21 protein-coding genes and 4 pseudogenes are annotated in these 20,752 nt (G+C 35.0%); 8 read left to right on the plus strand and 17 right to left on the minus strand.

The genetic code is table 11. From position 1 onward, the window contains the following. Positions 1-301 precede the first annotated feature (301 nt). Positions 302-1,132: a helix-turn-helix domain-containing protein gene (locus tag M3610_RS25670; protein ID WP_251463360.1), complete on the plus strand. Its 831-nt coding sequence runs from the start codon at positions 302-304 to the stop codon at positions 1,130-1,132. 87 nt (positions 1,133-1,219) lie between these two features. On the opposite strand, the gene M3610_RS25675 is transcribed toward M3610_RS25670, so the two are convergent. Next, entirely contained in the window at positions 1,220-1,903 is a 684-nt protein-coding gene (locus tag M3610_RS25675; protein ID WP_251463361.1) for a hypothetical protein, read from the minus strand. 355 nt (positions 1,904-2,258) lie between these two features. After that, entirely contained in the window at positions 2,259-2,759 is a 501-nt protein-coding gene (locus M3610_RS25680) for a GNAT family N-acetyltransferase (protein ID WP_251463362.1), read from the minus strand. Between the two features lie 787 nt (positions 2,760-3,546). Between M3610_RS25680 and M3610_RS28545 the strand changes: the two genes are divergently transcribed. Continuing rightward, positions 3,547-3,789, plus strand: coding sequence for a hypothetical protein (locus tag M3610_RS28545; protein ID WP_396953673.1), 243 nt, complete (start codon positions 3,547-3,549; stop codon positions 3,787-3,789). Positions 3,790-3,797: 8 nt separating this feature from the next. Here the strand turns inward: M3610_RS28545 and M3610_RS25695 are convergent, their stop codons facing one another. Next, positions 3,798-4,307 (minus strand): tyrosine-type recombinase/integrase, encoded by a 510-nt coding sequence (locus M3610_RS25695; protein ID WP_251463363.1) that lies wholly within the window; start codon positions 4,305-4,307, stop codon positions 3,798-3,800. 825 nt (positions 4,308-5,132) lie between these two features. On the opposite strand from M3610_RS25695, the gene M3610_RS25700 reads away from it, so the two are divergent. Continuing rightward, the gene (locus tag M3610_RS25700) at positions 5,133-6,026 is read left to right on the plus strand and encodes a LysR family transcriptional regulator (protein WP_251463364.1); all 894 of its coding nucleotides are present in this window, start codon (positions 5,133-5,135) and stop codon (positions 6,024-6,026) included. Positions 6,027-6,218: 192 nt separating this feature from the next. Here M3610_RS25700 and M3610_RS25705 read toward each other — a convergent pair whose 3' ends face one another. From M3610_RS25705 to M3610_RS28165, 8 genes are all read right to left on the minus strand, one after another. Continuing rightward, the gene (locus M3610_RS25705; protein WP_311315859.1) at positions 6,219-6,344 is read right to left on the minus strand and encodes a hypothetical protein; all 126 of its coding nucleotides are present in this window, start codon (positions 6,342-6,344) and stop codon (positions 6,219-6,221) included. Between the two features lie 256 nt (positions 6,345-6,600). Next, the gene (locus tag M3610_RS25710; RefSeq protein WP_483870118.1) at positions 6,601-6,885 is read right to left on the minus strand and encodes a DUF2798 domain-containing protein; all 285 of its coding nucleotides are present in this window, start codon (positions 6,883-6,885) and stop codon (positions 6,601-6,603) included. A 170-nt stretch (positions 6,886-7,055) separates the two neighbouring features. After that, positions 7,056-8,090 (minus strand): amidohydrolase family protein, encoded by a 1,035-nt coding sequence (locus tag M3610_RS25715; RefSeq protein ID WP_251463366.1) that lies wholly within the window; start codon positions 8,088-8,090, stop codon positions 7,056-7,058. Positions 8,091-8,124: 34 nt separating this feature from the next. Beyond that, positions 8,125-9,039 (minus strand): VOC family protein, encoded by a 915-nt coding sequence (locus tag M3610_RS25720; protein ID WP_088086571.1) that lies wholly within the window; start codon positions 9,037-9,039, stop codon positions 8,125-8,127. A 98-nt stretch (positions 9,040-9,137) separates the two neighbouring features. After that, on the minus strand, positions 9,138-9,617 hold the full coding sequence (locus tag M3610_RS25725) for an aromatic-ring-hydroxylating dioxygenase subunit beta (protein ID WP_251463367.1): 480 nt from the start codon (positions 9,615-9,617) through the stop codon (positions 9,138-9,140). Further along, positions 9,614-10,897 carry an aromatic ring-hydroxylating oxygenase subunit alpha gene (locus M3610_RS25730; protein ID WP_251463368.1) on the minus strand — a complete coding sequence of 428 codons (1,284 nt, stop codon included), beginning with the start codon at positions 10,895-10,897 and terminating at the stop codon, positions 9,614-9,616. The genes M3610_RS25725 and M3610_RS25730 overlap by 4 nt, the downstream gene beginning before the upstream one ends. Positions 10,898-10,985: 88 nt before the next feature. Continuing rightward, the gene (locus M3610_RS28160) at positions 10,986-11,117 is read right to left on the minus strand and encodes a hypothetical protein (RefSeq protein WP_285851484.1); all 132 of its coding nucleotides are present in this window, start codon (positions 11,115-11,117) and stop codon (positions 10,986-10,988) included. Positions 11,118-11,157: 40 nt separating this feature from the next. After that, positions 11,158-11,286: a hypothetical protein gene (locus M3610_RS28165; RefSeq protein ID WP_285851485.1), complete on the minus strand. Its 129-nt coding sequence runs from the start codon at positions 11,284-11,286 to the stop codon at positions 11,158-11,160. A 386-nt stretch (positions 11,287-11,672) separates the two neighbouring features. Here M3610_RS28165 and M3610_RS25735 point away from each other — a divergent pair. Further along, positions 11,673-11,759 (plus strand): annotated as a pseudogene (locus tag M3610_RS25735) (helix-turn-helix domain-containing protein); the annotation flags it as partial. Further along, positions 11,756-11,929 (plus strand): ATP-binding protein, encoded by a 174-nt coding sequence (locus M3610_RS28170; protein ID WP_285851486.1) that lies wholly within the window; start codon positions 11,756-11,758, stop codon positions 11,927-11,929. The pseudogene M3610_RS25735 and the gene M3610_RS28170, both read left to right, overlap by 4 nt. Before the next feature lie 103 nt (positions 11,930-12,032). Here M3610_RS28170 and M3610_RS25745 read toward each other — a convergent pair whose 3' ends face one another. The 3 genes and pseudogenes from M3610_RS25745 to M3610_RS25755 form a co-directional block, all read right to left on the minus strand. Then, the gene (locus M3610_RS25745) at positions 12,033-12,206 is read right to left on the minus strand and encodes a hypothetical protein (RefSeq protein ID WP_155928745.1); all 174 of its coding nucleotides are present in this window, start codon (positions 12,204-12,206) and stop codon (positions 12,033-12,035) included. 454 nt (positions 12,207-12,660) lie between these two features. Next, the gene (locus tag M3610_RS25750; RefSeq protein WP_088086566.1) at positions 12,661-12,849 is read right to left on the minus strand and encodes a 4-oxalocrotonate tautomerase; all 189 of its coding nucleotides are present in this window, start codon (positions 12,847-12,849) and stop codon (positions 12,661-12,663) included. 59 nt (positions 12,850-12,908) lie between these two features. Next, positions 12,909-13,505: pseudogene (locus M3610_RS25755) on the minus strand (2-keto-4-pentenoate hydratase); the annotation flags it as partial. Positions 13,506-14,306: 801 nt separating this feature from the next. Between M3610_RS25755 and M3610_RS25760 the strand changes: the two are divergent. The 3 genes and pseudogenes from M3610_RS25760 to M3610_RS25770 form a co-directional block, all read left to right on the plus strand. Further along, positions 14,307-14,459 (plus strand): annotated as a pseudogene (locus M3610_RS25760) (IS3 family transposase); the annotation flags it as partial. A gap of 308 nt (positions 14,460-14,767) precedes the next feature. Then, positions 14,768-15,064: pseudogene (locus tag M3610_RS25765) on the plus strand (GntT/GntP/DsdX family permease); the annotation flags it as partial. 345 nt (positions 15,065-15,409) lie between these two features. Beyond that, the gene (locus M3610_RS25770) at positions 15,410-16,375 is read left to right on the plus strand and encodes a 3-hydroxyacyl-CoA dehydrogenase family protein (protein ID WP_251463369.1); all 966 of its coding nucleotides are present in this window, start codon (positions 15,410-15,412) and stop codon (positions 16,373-16,375) included. A gap of 771 nt (positions 16,376-17,146) precedes the next feature. Here M3610_RS25770 and M3610_RS25775 read toward each other — a convergent pair. The 3 genes from M3610_RS25775 to M3610_RS25790 all read right to left on the minus strand — a co-directional run bounded on the left by M3610_RS25775 (position 17,147) and on the right by M3610_RS25790 (position 20,713). After that, a complete protein-coding gene (locus tag M3610_RS25775) occupies positions 17,147-17,938 on the minus strand; it encodes a BrxA family protein (protein WP_251463370.1) in 792 nt (263 codons plus the stop codon). Positions 17,939-18,554: 616 nt separating this feature from the next. After that, a complete protein-coding gene (locus M3610_RS25785; RefSeq protein WP_251463372.1) occupies positions 18,555-20,402 on the minus strand; it encodes a DUF2075 domain-containing protein in 1,848 nt (615 codons plus the stop codon). Further along, positions 20,399-20,713: a nucleotide pyrophosphohydrolase gene (locus M3610_RS25790; RefSeq protein ID WP_251463373.1), complete on the minus strand. Its 315-nt coding sequence runs from the start codon at positions 20,711-20,713 to the stop codon at positions 20,399-20,401. Before M3610_RS25790 ends, M3610_RS25785 begins: the two co-directional genes overlap by 4 nt. Positions 20,714-20,752 lie beyond the last annotated feature (39 nt).

Consider the following 20,752-nt stretch of genomic DNA (forward strand, 5'->3'; position numbering starts at 1 on the left):
AAATGATTAAGGCAGAATGCAGAATAAATATGAAATAAGCCGTAATTCGATTAAAAAAATCGGAATTTACGGCTATTTGAAATGCGTACCGGAAGGTACGTCTTTTTTATAATTCGGGCTTACAAAGCAACTTTTGAGCAAATTACTAATTTATATATTATTTGTCCTTAGGACATACCTGCTTCTTTTTTCTTCGCATTTAACATTTTCCATATTTGACCATATACATATTGAAACATAAATTTCCATTTTATATACTTATATATAATAAGGGTATAAAATTAGCTGAGCGAGGTGAAATATGAGATATCTAAACTTAAAACTGAAAAATACAAAATTAATGATGACTCATTTAGATCCTCATTCATCAGATCCAGTCGAACATGATCATGGTGATGATTATCAAATTACAATTCCAATCTCTGGTACTCCCAGCTTAGACTTAAATAATATTTCAAACCAGCTAAATAAAAACACTCGAATGATTACTATGCCAGGTGAGAAACATATACATTTTACCAAAGAAAGTGAAAGTCGTATTTTACTAATAAATATAAAAAGAAGTTTAATTGACACAATTATTTTTTCACGTTTAAATCAAGGTACGAGTGGTATCGATTTTTCAATTTATAACGAGGACTCTTCAGAGAAGTTAATTAAAGTAGCTGATAAAATTGTTAGAACTAACCTTTTTCATGAGGATTACTCCGCTAGAATGGAAGAACTTGAATGGGAACTGGCAGAAACATTTTTATCAATTCAAGAAGGTTCTCATAGTGATCAATGGAAAAAAGAAGTTATTATTAATCAACATCCAATTATTAAAAATATTATTGGATATATTTACGAAAACTACCAAAATGATATTTCACTGGATGAGCTGTCATCGATATCAAACCTTAGTAAATTCTATCTTATTAGGACCTTTAAAGATATTGTTGGCTGCACCCCTAGTAACTTTTTATTAAATATTAGAATTGAAAAAGCATTAAACCTGTTACTTACATCCAAATTAGATATCACCACTATATGTTATGAAGTGGGTTTTGGAAGTCTAAATACTTTCGAAAGGGTTTTTAAGAAAAATTTCGGTTGTACAATTTCAGAATTCCGGAAAAATCATAAAATATAACATAACAAACCATTTCACCATTGTTTAGTGAGATGGTTTTGTTATGTTAGCAAAAATGTTTGATATTGATGTTTATATAATAACAGTTTAAAAATTACTGATATCGTTGTTTGCAACCTTGTTTTTACCCACTTTTTCCATTAATAAAGTAATTAAGGCAAATAACAAATAACATATGAAAAGGAAAGTGGCTGCAATTTTCTCATTAGGTGCAACTGGTCCCCAAACGGTATTGGCATTTATAATCAGCAAAAACAAATAAAATGTTAGAGTCCCGTATTTTTTCTTGAGATTGGTAGAATAATAATAAATAAGCATCCCTACCCCCAATAAAATGGATTCCAAGGTAAAACTCCAAAAAGCACTTGAATATAAACCAAAGCCCACTTTAAAGGAATTCCCAATAATCGGGAGATCCTTATAGTGGACGATTAAATCTAATACCCAATGGGAAAAAACTGCAATTCCCATAAGCAGTGACTTTCGGTTTAAATTAGCTTTATATTTATTTGAAGGTAAAATACGATAAAAAACTACCATTAAGGCAGACAAAATTAACGATCCAATTAAGCTATGTGTATATGGCATATACTCAAGGTGAATATGACTGCCGGGTAAACCGCTGTTAGTATCTGCCTTTTCAATCCCCCAAAAAATAAATATACACCAAATAATGTCCATCAATTGGGTAGCTAAAAATAAATGCCATAAAGGCAGCCCCAGTTCTTTCTTTTTGATAACATAGCTTACTGAATAGTGGCCTATGAACATACTAATTCCTCCTTAAAGTACATTCTTGGAACTTTTTCCCACAAGTTCAACATTAACATTTATTTCTTTACAATATATATGTACCATTGTTAAAAAATTCTTAAGCCTCACTGATTTCCATTGATATCGTATATGTCACCTCTTGATTTAATTGCTTTTATGGTATACCTGTTTATGAGAAGACTTCTCTTCAATAATTGCACCAATTTAAACAGCAACTTTTGCATATCTTATTTATTGTTTAATAAGACTATGGTCAGCAACCCTCGACACTAACCTTTTAATTATTGCTCTTCCACTTCATCATTCTGTATTAAAGAAAACACCAAGTAGCATATCTTCTTAGTGTAGAGCTTCAGTTAGTTACGTTATTAGACTTTTCAATACAATAAATGGATTGTTCTGCTCCAAACCTTTGAACAATTTGTTTTAAATTCATCCCTAGCTTTTCTAAAAGCTTACAAGAAGCTTTATTAGCAGATTGTGTTTCAGCCACAACTTCTGGTAGATTTAGCTCATAAAAAGCATAATTAAGAATCTCTTTAACAATTTCTGTCCCATACCCTTTGCCCCACCATTCCGGTAGTAATTGATAAGAAACTTCAGTTGAAATACCATCGTGGTGAATATTTAAAGAAATTAACCCGATAAACTCATTCGTAAACCTTTCAGTAATTATCCAAAATAAAGAAATATTTAAAGCTTGTAGTATCCTTGAAAAGCTTTCTTTAAAAGCAACTTCATTAAGTGTTCCTCCAAGGTACTTTCTGACTTCATCATTAATATATAATTTTTTTATATTTTCGTAATCACTTGGGTGCAATTTAACAAGTAAACAACGGTTTGTTTTGAGCATAAAGGAATCCTCCTTATTGTTATAGATATTAATATCTTTTTACATTCAAACAAGGTGTTTATCGTTATCTTAATTTTTAATAGTTTTCAATTTCTTTTTATCTTTACTTAAAATAACAATTTCATATATATCCTCTTTAATCACTTTTTTTGCTTCATCAGATTGAAGCAACTCCCGGATGATTTTGTCAATTTTAGTTACTACCTTTTCCCTATCTGAATCAGATGATGATTAAGTGGTCCGTGCTTCAACATAAACTCGTTCTTTTTTATTGGAATATCCCGTTCCAACCACCTTATATTCGGTTTTTGCAGTTAAACCTTCAGTAATTGTATGGTATATAGGCACAAAATCTGCCCTCTGTAAGTGTCAAGTACATTTGAACAAATTTGCTAATTTAATTTTGAACACTTTCTTCTTTATAAATCGTTTCTCGGTGTTTCATTCTGTAACTCGAATCATTGAAGTTAACGATTTCAGCCCGATGTATAAGACGATCCAAGATATCTACCATTTCTAGCTCTATCATTCCCAAATAGCAATGCCTTTTATTTTCAGGTCTTTTTTTCACAAAACAGAGAATGTTTCTTAGAAGGGTTCAAGCGAATTTTTTATTATATTGGGTGGTGTGCCGAAGGCGATTCGATTTGATAACCTTGCCCAGCTGTAAAGAAGGTACTACCAAATGGAGAAAGAGAACTAACAGAGGAATTTCGTATTCCATTACGGTTTTGAACCTGAATTTTGTAACCCTGCCAGTGGCAATGAGAAAGGTCACGTAGAGGCGATGGTGAAATACATTCGTAATAACTTTCTCTTACCGGAATTATCCCTTTTCAAATCTAGAGGACTTAAGACCTTTTGGCGGGTTGCCGAAAAGGATCGGCAGAGTAAACATTACCAAAAGGACATTTTAATAACTGAATTATACGAGGAAGATAAACAAGCGTTATACCAGCTGCTTCTTACTCGATACGATGGTGCGCGTCTGCGAACTAGTAGATATAAAGCGGCAGAATATCGACTTTAAGACAATGTCTATTCGCCTGGAAGCTGCGGACACAAAGACGCGAGTCGGCTCATTACCTTTGTCCTAAATCCGACATAAGTTTCGTCATCTATGGCCGCAATCAGTCGTCGATATTCTTCTACAGTAAACGCCTCAACGACATCTATAGGCGCCTTAATCGGCTTAAAGCGTTTAGGTATTGGCTCATGAATCCACGCCTTATCCTCGTAACAATAACGTAAGAAAGCACGCATAGTCCTGACCCGAATATTAACCGTGCCTGGAGTGTAATTCATTTCTTCGATCATATACGTAATCCATCCGACAAATATTTCGGTAGTCATTTCATCCGCGGATAGTTCTTTTTCGATATAAGTCTTAAAATATCCGAAATTATTATAGTGTTCTTGAATCGTGCGTTTCGCCAGTCCTTCGCCCTTCTTTACGAGCATAAACTCCTCAAACATTTCCGTAATATTTAATGTAATTTCAACCGGTACAGCACGCTTAACTCTTCGTTGTAAACCTTTCCGCATCATAAATAAAAATCCCCTTCCGCAAAATAAATAGCGTAAGAGGACGAACAGTTTTAGGCAACTATTAAAACAGTCTTAACCGAAAGTCTTTCACAGTCTTGCGTCGAGACTGGGTGGAAACTGTGTAAGTTAACGGATCAATCAACGGCAACAATCACCGAGTAAATCATCGTCAACCCCTTGCGGGAGTAAGAAGTTTGGCGGGACTGCGTGGGAATCGAACCCACCAGACCTGGCACGCAGGTCTCAAGCAGTTTTGAAGACTGGACGCCTTAAATGTAAATTAATTGATGTTTATGAAATCAGGAGAATCCTCTCAAAATCAAACTCAGATGAGTTTGATAAAGATATAATCACAAGTATTTTTCTATTTAAATCACTAGTATATATGTTAAATCCATTAGTTTTATTTTATCATACCTTTTACCCTTTGAAGGGAAAATATCCCATTGTAAAAACATTAAAAGGTTATTAAATTAAAAAACACCGTTGATTTTCAGACTGCGCTTCTTGAAAAAATAGTAAATTTTATTGATAGGCAAATTTAATATATATTGTTGGAACTTTTGGAAAAATATTTTTTCTATGCAAACGCCTACACAATTTATTGAAGCCCCGGTAATATAAAAATTTTTTTGGATTTCAGCCATAAAAAAAAGATTTTATTGATTAGAATTAAACATCATTAAAATCTATAATTAGTTTAAATTATTGGTTAGTTGTAATTTTTACATAAAAATGAAAGCGCATTAATTCAGCCGCACGGAATGTTTTTTTTGATATCATAATATAAAAGGAGCTCATTTTTTTAAATAAGGAAGTGATGTTATGGATGATGAACAACTTTTAACCTTTATTACTGTTTTTGAGTTAAATAATTATTCGCGTACAGCAGAGCACTTGAATTTAACACAGCCCGCGGTAACGGCAAGAATTCAAAAATTAGAAAATGAGCTGGACTGTAAATTATTTTACCGAGAGGGAAAAAAAATCCTATTGACTAAGGAAGGCACTGCCCTCCTTCCATATGCACGTAAAATATTAAACTATGTAAAAGAAGCAAGACAGGTGATTGAAGGCATTAAAATCCCAACAATTACCATCGGATTATCACCTGCCATCTCAGTTTCAATTGTCTTAGAGGTTTTATCACATCTGCGCAGAACAAGTGAGTTTTCTTTTGAACTAGTGGAAGCAGCGGACTCTGTAGAAGTTTCTAAGATGATTAAAGATGGGTCAATCGATTTAGGGCTTGTAAGAGATGTAATCCCATTTACAAATCTAGAATCAGAATATATTTTTCATGAAAAACTTGTTTTTATTGTTGGAAAAGACCATCCATTAGTTGGAAAAGCTGAAATTTTAAAAGACGATCTTATTGACCAAACGATGATTTGCTATCGTAGGGAAACAGCCTTATGGAGAAAAATTGATGAAAGATTAATCGGAGTAAGAAATCTAAAACGAATTGAAGTTGGCGGATTCGAAATGGTAATATCGATGATTAAAAATAACTGGGGTTTTAGTGTCGTACCAGAACTAATTCTAGCTAATCACACAAATAAACACAATAAAGATTTATGTACCGTCCCTTTTGCTGAATTTAAAGATCTCTCTTATAATGTTGCTGGAATATATAAAAAGGATTCTCCAAAATTAGAAAGGATTCTTCTGTTTCTTCATACTTTAGAAGCTATTTTAAAAAATTTAAAATCTATTTAAATAGGTATAAGCTATGATTAGTAAGAACAAAGGACATGCCATTTAAACAGAAATGTCCTTTGTTATAAATCTATACTGTTTCTTTAATAACACTGTTTCTTTAAAAACACTGTGGCTTTATTTAACCCCAGAAACTCTAAGCATTTTCTCCAAGCATTTTTTCTTTTCCTCATCCAACACGTTTTCTAACATTTAGACTAAATTTCCTGGTGGTGCTTCTCGCAGATCATCAAGACTTTTGCCGTTTGCATTGCTACTGATTTCAATACCAATCAGCCCAAGCTCTTTTATAACTCTTTCCATTTCTGTAATTGCCAAATCGGCATCCTGCAATAGTACCGTTTCAGTGGATTTCTAACGAAATAATCTTTGTTTTTGCGCCTCAATTCAAGATTTTAATTATATTCATAAGGTTATTAAATGTTACACAAACTTATAAAAAATCAAAAGACCGACAGATATATCTCGACAGTCTTAACATTTAAATTATTTGTTTGAGTTAGTTCGTTTTCAATCTTCTTTGTTAAGCTTTTTCTATAATGACTTTGGACTTTGTACTTTGCTATAAATTATATTATAAATCGTTTTGTTCTCTCACTAAACTATCATTCTCAATTATTAATGGTTTTTCTACAAAATTAATCTTTTTCATTATTTTTTGTATTACTTTCGGAAAAAAGTAAGCTCCAAAATAAGCGCAAATAAAAGCCTGTGACCAAGTTTTTAACCACACATGTAAAAATGTTCCATTATAACCCCTATTTATTAAGATTAATATTAATGAAATAAAAAAGGACATACTAAAAGCCATTAAAAATACAAAAATGATATTTTTATATTTAATATTAATATTTATTATTACTCATCTCCTCATAATTTAATTTAACTACATTTTTATCTTACGAATACCTTCATACATATTGTTTCAAGTAAGAACAGAACAAATAACAGATATTTCCTGATCTATAGAACCTATAGGTCAAGATAAAAGAACATTCCTATCAAAATAGAATGTTCTTTTATTTGGCCTTATTCCGATTCTTTAATAAAACTCTCTTTATTTAATCCAAGAAACTTAATCGCATTTTCTCCAAGCATTTGTTTCTTTTCCACATCCGAAATATTTTCCAACATTTCAACTATTTTTCCCGGCGGTGCTTCCCGCAACATGAATGGATAATCTGTACCCATGATAATATGATCAGCACCAAATTTTCTAAGCATAAATTGGAGATTGCACGGATCGTAAACGAGCGTATCGTAATAGAGTTTCTTCGCATAATAGCTTGGCGGCTGTTCCGTTGTGCGGATATGCGGCCATACTTCCCAGGCTTGGTCGATTCGCGGTAATAAATACGGCAGGGACCCTCCGCCATGAGCAAAGCAGATTTTTAATTTTGGAAATTTATCAAGAATACCGCTGAAGATTAGGCTTCCTGCCGCAAGAGCTGTTTCGGACGGCATTCCGATCGAATACATAAAGTTATGGTTTGGCATTCTCTCTACTCCGACCGTGGCCCATGGATGAACTAAAATGGGTACATCCATTTTTGCCGCTGCTTTCAGAAATCTTTGAATCTCCGGATCATCGAGGTTTTTTCCATTGGCGTTGCTGCCAATTTCAATCCCAATCAGCCCCAGCTCGTTAACTGCTCTTTCCATTTCTGCAATCGCCAAATCCGAATTCTGCAAAGGTACCGTTCCAAGGCCGACAAAACGATCAGGATATTGGGCTACTACCGAAGCTATAAAATCATTTTGTGCTTTCGACAGCTCTAAACACTTTTCTACATCTGCCCAATATGTAAACGTAACCGGAATCGGAGATAAAACTTGGACATTGACACCTTCTGCATCCATTTCAGCGATGCGTTTTTCAGGATTCCAGGCATTCTCGTCAACTTTTCGGAATGACTTTCCATCTTTGTAAATTTCAGCTCCACAGCTGCACGTATGCTTTAAAATCGGAAAACGATCATCCGCATATTTTTCCGCAAAATCAGGAAAATTCTCAGGAATAATATGGGTGTGAAAGTCAACACGGAAATTCTCACCTTTTGACACGATTCTGCCTCCTTAAAGGATAATTGTTGATTGATTATTGATTAACTTTTTCCAGGTCTTCCTTTATCAATTTACCAACTTTTCCCCATCCTGGTTTAGGTCTTCCTCCCCATTCATCAAGGGTATGCATGGTTGGTTCTAGACGGCGAGGCTCTCTTGGATTTTCCTCCGGAAATTCTTCCATTCCTTGACTATACTCAATCGTTAAGCCGTCAGGATCCGCAAAATAAAGGAAAATGCTGCCCGATGGGTGATGTTTTCCTGGCCCAAATAGAATCGGAACATTGTTATCCTTTAATCTATTAACTTGAATCCCCACATCATCTACACGTTGAGCTTGATAAGCAAGGTGATTCAATTTATTTTCTTTTCCTTTTGTCAGGGCAAAATTATGGTGAAATGGAGTTCCAGCTGCCCTTAACCAGGCCCATCCAGTTTCCCTTCCTTGGATATCAGAAATGTTGAAGTTCAAAACATTCGTAAAGAAATCAAATAATTCGTCAAATTTATTAGTTTCATAAACGACATGAAGAAGTCTCGTAATTCTGGCCTTCTTAGGAACAAACGGTGTACCCATTTGCATAATTTGCACATAGAATTCATACGTTACCCCTAAATATGGATCTTTAAAACGCAATGTTCTACCTTGGGCCAAATTTTGGCACTCCTCTGCGCTTAATTCGACAGGATTTACACCTTGTTTCGTTAAATGGTCAAACACTGCTTGAAATTGGTCTGCCTTTTCAAGCTCAAATGCTACTCTTTTTAACCCAGGTTCTTCTCCTTGTTCAAGGATTAAATTGTGATGGTCCCCGCTGCATCGAAGGTATGCCGCATCAAGAACCCGTTCAACAAATTCCAAACCAACAATATTTTCATAAAAATCTACCGATTTATTAAGATCAGTCACGCTTAACACAACATATCCCAACTTTTTATAACGAATCATTCAAAAACCTCCTATATTATAGTAGAGGGTCTGACCCTCATAGCTTAACCGCGTTAATGTGTTAATTCGTATGAACCAAATCAAAATCTGACTTCATATTATAAAATAATACTTACTTTTCCGTGCGGGCGGAGACTGTCCAATTTGAGAATGACTTTCTTGGATTGAATCTTTAATTCACCATTTTCTTTTACAAAGATGTATACGTTGACCCCGACATAATTGTCCATTACTTCACGTTTCGTACGGTAAGTAGAGAAATTGCATCTGACTTTTACGGCATCCTCTTCATTATTAACGATTCTTACATTTGTCACATTGTGAAGAGTTGTGGAGTGCGGGTATTCTACATGGGCTTCTCTTTTCAGTAATCGTAACGCCCGCTGTTCTAAACGGGGACGATCATCATGAACAAAGAAAAGCGATTTTTTAAAATCCGCATCAGGATTTCCGATGGGCGGAATCACATACGTTCCATTGCTTGCGAATAATGCAGCCCACTCCTTTAACTTAAACTCATCAAGAAGCTCCGCCTCATGAAATAAAAAATCTTCAATTTCCTGACGTGTTATGTTCATACTTCCACCTTCCCAGCTTCTTCTTTTTTGTTTTCTGCTGCTGTCATCCGTTTATCCCATTCACGCCAAAAGGCACGCATTTGTTCTTCATCCGTCGCTTGGGGAATTTCCCTGTTCATTCCTTTGGAAATATCATTCCATCCGACTTCTTTAGTATTTAAAAAGCCTTCCTGGCATAGTTCAAGTGCTTCATTATCATCAGGAGTCGCAAAACCGCCTGGCCCTAAAAACTCTAAGTAGCTGTCATTCCGTACCTCTCTGAAACCGTCTGTTTCATTTATAGGAGATAAAGCATAGGCGGTTACTTGCATATAACCCGGTTCAAGCGGATAAAAGGTTCTGATTGCAATCGCCATGATATCATTGATGACCAGGTTAGGGAAAATTAGAATATTACGGTTCTTTTTCGAAATGCGGTGGGCTCTTTCTTCGCCAAATTTTTCTACTAAGCGGGCATTGATTTTATCGATAATTTCTTTCGCTTCTTCACCGTAACCTTCAATCCATTTTCCGATTGGTCTTGGCCACGGGGCATAATATTCCATTACGGCATGTCCATTCCCCAGAGCGCGCGCTTGCCCTGCAAGACTGTCTTTTTCCATTATTCCGCCGCGGGTCGCAACAATATCAAAATAGGTTTTATGGGTTGGTACCCCGTGGTATAAATCAAAACTATTTTCACAAAGTAATTTCCAGTTCGCTCGTACGCTATATTCTTGGGGATCCTGCAAAACTTCCATTCCAACTTCTGTTTGATCTGCCACCAAGTCGAGATACTCTTTGGCACCTGCCAGGTATTCCTCTAACGATATGGCGTTGTCATCAAAGTTAACGAATACGAAACCACGGTAACTTTCAAGTCGTTTGACAGCCAGCATATTTTTGGAACCATCGCAGTTATGGTCTTCCAAGAAACCGAATTTATCAGGTAATCCGACTAATTCCCCTTGCGTATTAAAGCTCCACGCATGATAGAAGCAGCGGAATACTTTTGAGTTTCCTTTTCCTTCACGGCATACGAGCGCACCCCGGTGTGGACAGGAATTATATAATGCCCTTATTACCCCATCACTACCGCGGGTAAATAAAAGGTTTCGTCCACCAACTTTTCTTCTATGAAAATCGCCTTTATTCGGTACTTCTGATTCATGCCCGATATATAACCAGCATTTATCAAAAATTTCATTGCGTTCGCTTTCTAAAATTTTCGGATTAATAAAAACTTCACGATTTACTTTAAATGAACACTTCTGTTGATCATCCTTAAGATAATTGCTCATTGGCTCTCCCCCAAAATAAGTTTTTTTGTAAACCTGCTCATCATCTGCGTCAGTTCTGAAAGAGGTTATAGAAACATTAAAATCATTTTTATTGCATCGTGCTTCCGCCATTTACACTAATCACTTGGCCCGTAATAAAAGTTGCCTTATCGGAAGCAAGAATACGATGGCATCCGCCACCTCTTCCTTTTGGAATGATGTTAATATAGCGATCTACCAACCCGTATCTCTCTTTCTGATCTCATTCAGCAGTTCCCCCTCTACTGTAACCAATACAGTCGCACCTGCTTTTGATAAACCAATTGCAATCGCTTTCCAATTTCCGGTGAGGAACCTGTTACAACGGCTACTCTCCTTTCCAATAGATAGGCTTGTGATTGACTCGACAAGCTAAAATCTCCTCCTTTCCTTGTAAAAATGGTCTGTTTCCTTTTTGTCGCGCAACTATCCATTGCACAAAAACTAGCATCTATCCGGATACCTCAGCTAAATGTAATCGCATCCAAAACTTAACTCAGTGTGCTTAGGTAAACAGTGTTTAATGCATTTCTCCAGATAATATCTGAACATATTGACACTTAAAATATCAGAATATTATCTTAATTGATTTGATTTTAAATCTTTTTTTTGTGAAAATCTAATCGATATATTCTTACTTTTAGTGCCTGAATTCAAGATTATATTTATATATAATCATTATGAATACGCTGTTAATTCGCGTGCAAAGAGATGATTTAAGAGGGATAATTAAAAGAACAAATTCTTAAAAGAGGTTGAAGGTTTATCGCAAAGGCAAATTGGGGCAAAACTTGGGATTTCACGTAACACTGTTAGCAAATATCTTAAAAATGATACTTTATGATAACTACGAATCTAGAATTTACGGAATGGACGTCTATATTTGGAGCTAAAAAAATGACCGCAGTCCTTCTAGATCGACTAACCAACTCTGATACAATCAATTTTCTAAAATCACTTGAAAACTTTACCATCTTAAAAAACCCCTTAAGTTGGATTATTAGTCCAACTTAAGGGGAGCACTTCATTAAGTTGCCTTTTTCTTAGGCTAAAATATTGTTTATTACAGTGTTATTTAATGCTAAAAAAGTTACCTTCCCTACGAAAAGAGAACCCGTTACTTTTCCTCCTGGCTCCTTTTTGTTGAAACTGGATGAATTACATAATAGAATCCTAAAATACTTTCAATTTCTCCTATGTCTAAATATTCATCTGATGAATCTTTAAGCACTATCTGTGCATCTTGAATATCCAATTTCTCTAGTTTTTCAATGAGTTCAGATACTGTCATTTTTTATTTTCCTCCATTAAAATGAAAAGCTTCCCTTTACCGATGTCTGCAATGTTTTTATAAGAGTTTGCACCTGGAAAATAGACCTGAAAACAATGGATTATCATGATAAAAAAATTCGTTAATGTAACATTTAAATCAGACAGATATAAAAAATACCAATTCAACAAGATGAATAGGTATGCCTTTAAATCTATTTCTACTATGGCTAATCATAACAATATGAGTGAATAACAAGAAGAGGTGTAGCGAACCTCCCTTAAGGGGATGTCAGTACCTCAGGTTTATCGACAAACCCGAATATTTTCGAATTTGTCGACAGTCTGAACTCCCTTTCAAAAAATATAGGAAGTTATAATTTTTTATTTCTAGGGGTTGTGAAAAATCACCTTATAAAAACAACAATAGTTTGTCAATTTTCTAGAATACAGTTACTAGACTCATGCTTATTCGTTTATTTTCTTTCAGAAACCGGTACACCGGCAACTCCCCAATGTGTTTTTGGCATTTCATTTACCAATACTCGAACGCTAGTTTTTGGTACAACTAGTGTTTCAACAACAGTATCAGTAATATTTTCAATTATTGCTTTTATTTTTTCAGGTGGTCTGCCTTCCATAATATTTACTTGAATAAGTGGCATGATAATTCCCCCTTCATAAATTATATTTTCCTATTATAATATGTTTTAAAATTGCTCATTTATTCACCAACAGAGAAAGTTACTTCGCCGAGGCCATCAAATTTACCTGAAACAACGTCGCCAACTTTTAACAATATTGCACTTGTTAAGGCTCCCGATAAAATGATTTCGCCTTTTTTAATTTTATCTCCTATTCTGGCGAGCATGTTTGCCAATACTGCAATGGCATTGGCAGGATGTCCTAAAACGGCAGCGCCAGCGCCCAATTCTTTAATTTGGCCATTAATCGATAAAATTGCCCCTACTAATTCAAGTTCAAAGTCATTTGGTTTTCGAAGTGTATTACCGAATACGACCCTTGATGTAGATGCATTATCAGCAATTACATCTGTGTGAGTAAAGTTAAAATTTTCATAACGGCTGTCAATAATTTCAAGTGCAGGTAAAACAAACTCTGTTTTAGCTAACACTTGTGAGCCGGTAATTCCAGGTCCTTCAATATCTTCACCAATAAAAACGCAATTTCTGCTTCCACTTTTGGATGAATCAGATCAGAAAATGGAAGAACACCACCGTTATCGATCAACATATAATCAAACACAAATCCGTAAGATTGGCTCAGAAACGCCCATTTGTTCCCGCTTCGCCTTACTTGTATTCCTCCTTGGTTTTGATTTTAATATTTTCTAAATATAGCGTTAATGCTTACATGTTTTATGTTAATGCTAATGCTAATTTGTTAGTGGAACTTTCCACTTCACTTAAAAGAGTTAAAAAAGTGTGCGTCTGACCCAACCTAAATTATAAGATAATGCTTACTTTTCTGTGCGGAGGAGACTGTCTAGTTTTAGAGATGACTTTCTTGGATTGAATCTTTAATTCTTCTTTTTCTTTTAGCAAGATGTATTCGTTGACTACCTCAGCCAAATGTAACCGCATCCAAAAGTAAGCCAATGTGCTAAGGTAATCAGCGTCTAATGTATATTTCAGATAATATCAATATCTAAAAATGTTAATATTTAAGTATATCGGGATATTATCTCGATTAATTTAATTTTAAATCTTTTGATCATGTAATTCTAATCGAAATTATCTTTCTTCTAGCGCCCGAATTCAAGATTTTATTTATATATAAACACAATGAATACGCTGTGAATTCTACTGCAAGGAAATGTTTTAATAGGAATGATGACTAGACTTCGTTGTCCTGAGTGAGTTCTAAAAAACATTTAATTAAAAAAGGGTAAGCGGAGTTGGAAATAAAAATAAAACCACGAATAAACAAAAAGACATCTTTCTTTTTAAATCATTCCAAATTTATTTTTTACCAAAAAAAAAAGCCGTTCTCCCTATAAAATGTACCCTAATAGAGTACTTAAAAAAGTCTACCTAGAGGGTACATTTTTGTATAATAAAGAAATACAACTCAGCGAACTAAACATGGAAACAGAGTAATTATGATTAAAAAGTTCTTCACAGAGAAAGAGCTCAAGTTGCAATTAGCTAATAATTACCTTAAATCTGTAAGCTCAAAAGGAATCACTTATACTTATCAATTTAAGCATATATTTATTGTGGAAAAAGAGAAGGGCAAATTCGCAAGAGACATTTTGTTGCTGTTTGTAACATCTTGTTTTCTCCTCCTAATATGGCTTAATTTTCTAAATAAGAATTATTAATCAATACAGTAATATTTTCTCCTTATAGATCCCGTTTTTGACTTACAACTATAAAAAATATTTTTAAAAAACCGCCTTTTAATAAATTATATTCTATTAGATATTTCAATAGCTATTAATTACAATATTAACATTCAGAAAATTCCCATATATCTAAAATACTTATTTTCTGAATGTTTAAGACAAAGGGAATTCTTTAAGTTATTGGAAGATTTAGGGTTATTTAAAAAAGGGGGGCAATGAATAAGCCATTATTAATGGTTGCACTTGGAGTTATTCTATTAATTATTTTAATCACGGGCTTCAAATTAAACGCTTTCATCTCATTGATTATTGTTTCGTTTGTTGTGGCGCTGGTATTAGGGATGCCGCTAGATGACAAAGTCACTTAAGTAGAAGCTGGATTTGGCGGTACTTTAGGACACATAGCGCTAATCTTAGGTTTCGGAGCGATGATTGGTCGTTTGATCGCTGATGCAGGTGGAGCCTATCGAATTTCAATGACATTAATCGATAAGTTTGGAAGCAGGAATGTGCATTTGCGACATATACGATTCTTTCATCAGTAGCATCAATTGTTGGAATTATTCTTCTTAATGGATACTTCTGTCATATTAGCTGGTGTAACCATTGCAACTATCCTAGTTGCTGCAGTTGTTATTCACACATTTGAAGGGGCTGGAAGCAAGAAGAAGAAATTAAAAATATTTCTGTTTAATCTTTATATATTTACATAACACCAAGAGAAAGCTATCTGATAAATTCCTTTCACAATAAGTTACTATTATAAAAATAATTAGCAAGATGCTTTATATTTTTAATAGACTTTCTATTCTAATTATGAAAAATGAAGAAAATATAATACGAAATGGGGTTTTTAAATGAAGATCATCACAGTACTTGGAGCAGGTATTATGGGTCATGGCGTTGCTCAATTACTTGCACAAGCAGGATATATTGTACGTATTCAAGCTAGACGCGATACATCATTGGAAACAGCAAAAAAAATGATTACGAACAGCTTGAAAATTATGGTTGATAAAGGAATGCTATCAAAAGAAAAAATGGAGCAGACTTTGGATAATATTAAATATACAACAGATTTACTTGAAGCGATCCAGGATACTGATTTTATTTTAGAATCTATTCCAGAAGTGCTTGAGACAAAATTAGATACTTACGAGATTATTGAAAGCATTGTCTCTGAAAAAACGATTATTGCATCTAATACATCAACTTTCCCATTAAAAGAATTAACACAAAGAGCAAAACATCCAGGAAGATTTATCATTACACACTACTTTAACCCTCCACAACTTGTACCAATTGTAGAAATTGCTAAATTTGAGAAGACAGATGAAAATGTCGTAAAAGTAACTTATGACCTAATGAAGGAAATCGGTAAAACTCCAGTGGTACTGAAAAAAGAGATTAAAGGCTTTATCGTTAACCGCATACAAGTAGCTTTTCTACGGGAATGCTTCAACTTAATTGAATTGGGAATATGTACGGCAGAAGATATTGACATCGCTGTAAGAGGAAGCATGGGCTTTAAATGGGCTTTTTGCGGACCAATGGAAAGTCAGGATTTAGCAGGTCTGCAAACAACACAAGCTATGGTATACAACATCGAGCAGGATTTATCGAATACAAGAGAAGTTCCTAAATTCTTAAAAGAAATGGTCGAAAAAAGTGAACATGGTATTCGTTCAAATAAAGGTTTCTATGAATACGATGATAATGGGGCAAAAGCAATTTATACACGTGATAATAACTTCCTAGATCTTCTAAAATTAATTCAAGATAAAGAAGCAAAGAAGGAAAAAACAGCATCAGCAGTTAAATAAGCAATGTGACAGTTTAAAAATAGTGAGAAAGAAGTTGGTTTAGCCGGCTTCTTTTTTTTGCTCCGTACAGCGTCTCCTATTCTGGGATAGAAAAAGCTTTTGTTGATTAACCTAGATTTACCCTCGGACCCAAGAAACACTTATTTTAAGTTCAACTCTCCTGTTACTTGAAGAAGAAAAAGGCTACTAAAGAAACATTTCCTTCAAAGGAGAATTCCCTTCTTAGTTCAAAAGCTATTTATTGTTTAGCGTTTTCTTTAGTCCTTCTAGTTCTGCCAATGAAGCCTATAATCCTTAATATTGATTAAAAACCTGAAAGTAAAATCGAACGAATGAGCGTTCTCATAAATACCTATCCCATGGTTTGTGCTTTTATGCTGAAGTTATTCTTTTCTTAATTGCAATCTACAATGCCGCCATTATTCCTAGCATCCTTTACCCATTTATTTATATAGGCTTCAACTTCTTTACGATGAAATAACTATTTCACCATTCTAAAGATTTACGTTCCTTCGCTTCATTGCACAAAGTTCAGAGATTCGAACAAGCATATCTAAAAGCACATAAATGATTACTTTATTTCTGAATCCAGTGTACGTCGAATCGTCAATGACAGTGATCATCCACATAACTTCAAAACAATAAGGACTATTGAGGACGAAATTACCTTAAAAACCAGAAAAAAAATGTCCTCAATAAGCGCTATTGAGGACAAAACCCACATCGAAGTGGTTTATTGCCAGCCATCGGCCAACGGCAATGTCAAGCTGCTCATAAGACATCGCAAACTCCTTTATAGCTTTGACTTAGTTCGATGTTTAAAGCAACACCAGTAAAATTCATATTAAAGAAGCCTTTCAAAGAGAGCTTTTTAAACCTGTCCTGAATGTCATCTAATGGAATAAAGCTTATGGGAAGCAGTTCGTTATTCAGGATATTACTGCCTCTTGGAGAGAATATTTTTGCAAAGTAAAGAAAGAGCACTTGTGCTTCCGAAGATGGACGGATATGATTGAATGACTTAACTCTTCCTGGGCTTAAAAAACCTAGATTACTCATTAAATTGAGGTATTTAGTCGAAAGCGTATTAATTGTAATTTCCGACCAACTAATCTGTAATGATTCATTTTGCATAAGAAACTCTTTTAGATAGGCAGTAATATCATTCTTTGAAATGCTTGCACGTCCAGAGTAATAAGTTTTAACAAAAACCCTTGATGTGATTTCTCTAAATAATCTATTGTTCAAAGCAAACTGCCAAACGAGAACCAATTGCTTGTCTTGGAGAGGCACGCGCTCGCTGAAAATCCCCTGAATGAGATGTTGATGATCCATATTCATAAACTGCAAAAATCCTTTTTTTACCTCACGTTCAATCCTTGTTCGACTCTTTTCAGTTCGCAGATTAAATTCATTTCGCTGATTTACGAGTTCTATTGAATCGGACTGACTGAAATGTGAATCTATTGCCTTGAAAATGACTGTAATATCCCTCAGCCCGCCTATAACATTAATTGCGGTATCATATACACCAAGTTCTATTGCGTAATTAAAATCTTCCATTAATTATTGTTCATCCTCTTCTGTCCGCCGCACCACCAGAGCGAACCCATTCATCTACCTCGTTTTGTTTAAACATCCAACGACGTCCTACCCGGTGGCCAGGCATTTCCCGTTGCTCAAATACCCAAACGTATCTTCATATCCGTCTATTGTACGTGGTGCTAGCCCTTCACTACGCTTAAACCGTAAAAAGTTACGGTGCATTTCCTTTGAAGTAAGCCTTCCTACTGCACCCGTAACGGCGGTACGTAGCTCACTTTGCTTTAACGCACCCTGTCGCCTTAATTTCTTAGCCATAAATAAAAAACCTCCTATAACGTTTTATGTACATAACGTTAAAAGAAGGCTATAAATGCGTATGTAAACACCATTTAACCCCACACGGTTTTCCCTAAACGGTTGCACACGTATTCCCTAAAATCTAGCGAAATATGTGTGGGTGTTACCGTTAAAATTATCGGTCATAAAACAACGGTAAAACACCGTAAACCCTTGCGGTTACTAGCTTTTTTAATTACGTTGGCGGGACTGCGTGGGAATCGAACCCACCAGACCTGGCACGCAGGTCTCAAGCAGTTTTGAAGACTGTGGTGGGGAACACAAAACATTTTTTTAACTACATATGTGCTCTGATATATCTTTCCAACCCTCTATCACAACAAAATACATAACACCCCTTCATCCCTCTAGTCATTAACGTTTTATATGTATTTCGAACAAGTTCTACAAGAGGGTCGGGTTGTCCTTTTTTGGGCTTGGCCGGTTTTGCGCCTTTATCCTTAAACTCTTCTCTTCTAACAATGAGCTTATTCGTTTCTTCATCATAGCCCAAGTCTTTACCAATAATTACACCAACATAATCCATTTCTAGACCTTGGACTGTATGAATACAACCAATTTGGTTTGCGCATTCTGGATGAATGGCCCAGTCTATTCGATTGGGATCATTCCACGGCAAGGCAAAGTTATGCTCCTCGATGACAACATCATCAACTAGTTGTCCATTGACAATATTTTTTGTCCAGTTCCAAGCGTAACCTGCTAAAAGTCTGCCTCCGTGTTGATCAACAATTTTTTCTTTCAACTCTTGAGGACTTGAAACGACTTTAAAATCAAAATCTCCTTCTAGCTTAAATGATTCTTGGTTATTATTAAGTAAGCTGTCCAACCAGGAGATATAATTTCCTGAACCTGAGCAACGGTATTGAGACTCTAGTTCTACTGTATGTATATCCGCACCAAATCTAGCTGCTTCTTTTTCTACTTCTTTTACACAACCGATATCTTTTTTTGAAATCTTCTGCAAATCATCAACAAAAAACACACTTATCCGTGATGATCTTATAATTTGCGTAACCTGGTTTTCCCCTTCTATCTTCTTTTTCATATGTCCTTGCTCTTTTAATCGATGTGCTTCGTCACAAATTAGGACATCAAAGTAATTTTCAGGTGTGTGTACATATGATGCAGATCCTTTAAACAAATCTCTGACTTCCACATGACCTGAGGAACCAATTAATTTTTTACGAAGAACTTCCCTGAAAGCTTGATTCGGAGTGATATACTCCACATAAGCTTTTGATTTTAGCATATAGCTCATTAAATTTAATCCAATGACCGATTTCCCTGTACCAGGTCCACCTTTAATAATAATGACATGCTTTTGGTCAGTTTGTGCCTTGAATTGATTATATTTACTTACGACTTTTTCATAGGCAACTTTTTGTTCATCAAGTAACACAAACTCTTCATTTCCCTCAATTAGTGATCCCACTGTATCAACCAATTTTTTTGAAGGTCGAATTTTACCATTTTCAATGGTATCGGCTATTTCTTTCCCTTTCCCTTTTGATACCAACTTTCTAATATTCCTTGCCAAATCACGATCATTGAATTGGAAGTACACGGGAGATTCCTTTAAATAACTGCTGTAGCGCTTGTCCAACAATGGTTCCCCAACACTAGCCATAATATAATTATGTAAATAGGCACAAGAGTGAAGCTGAATCGATGTCGAATCACTATACAAAGATTCATTAAAATTTTGCAAATATCTCTTATATGAAGATGCTTGATAAGCAGGATGAACCGTTTCCCGTTCCCTTCCACCTAAAAAAGTCCGAACAATGCCATCTCCTTCAGACACTTTTGCTTTTTGCCATTGTTTCAACTCTATGATAACTGCATTTTGTTTCCCCTGTTCGTCTTGACCCGCTACAAGAAAGTCGATTCTTTTTTCAGAGGAAGGAAGCTTATATTCTAATAAAACGTGTGTATCCTCTTTTAAATCTGCATCCCTAAGAACCCTTGCCATCTGGGGAAGTGAGTTTTCCCATGACCTCAATTCGCTGCCGGAAACTATTTTGTTCATTTTCGATAAGACGTTTTTCTTGAGAACGTATCCAATTTTATTTTCGTAGATATGGTTTAAAAAGTTTGAAGAGGTCTCATTATAAATAATCATTTCACTTTTTCCTCGCTTTTGTTCACTGGATATTTAATAGCGTTTTTAAGCAGTTTGTTTGAGACTTCCTCTTCCATATTAATATCCATCTTATCTGCTAGTTGAACAAGATAAATTAGGATATCAGCCATTTCTTCTTTAATATTTTGTTTGGATTCAGCTATCGCTTCTTCACTAGTTCGCCACTGGAAATTTTCAAGCAATTCATTTGCCTCAAGTGAAATAGAAATGGCCAAATCTTTTTCATTATGATACTTTTTCCAGTCTCTTTCATCACGGAATTCTAAAACTTTCTGTATTATTTCTATCATTTGTTTCTCTCCTATGCTCCACTCTGCGATCGGTACTAA

The sequence above is a fragment of the Neobacillus sp. MER 74 genome, assembly GCF_023714155.1.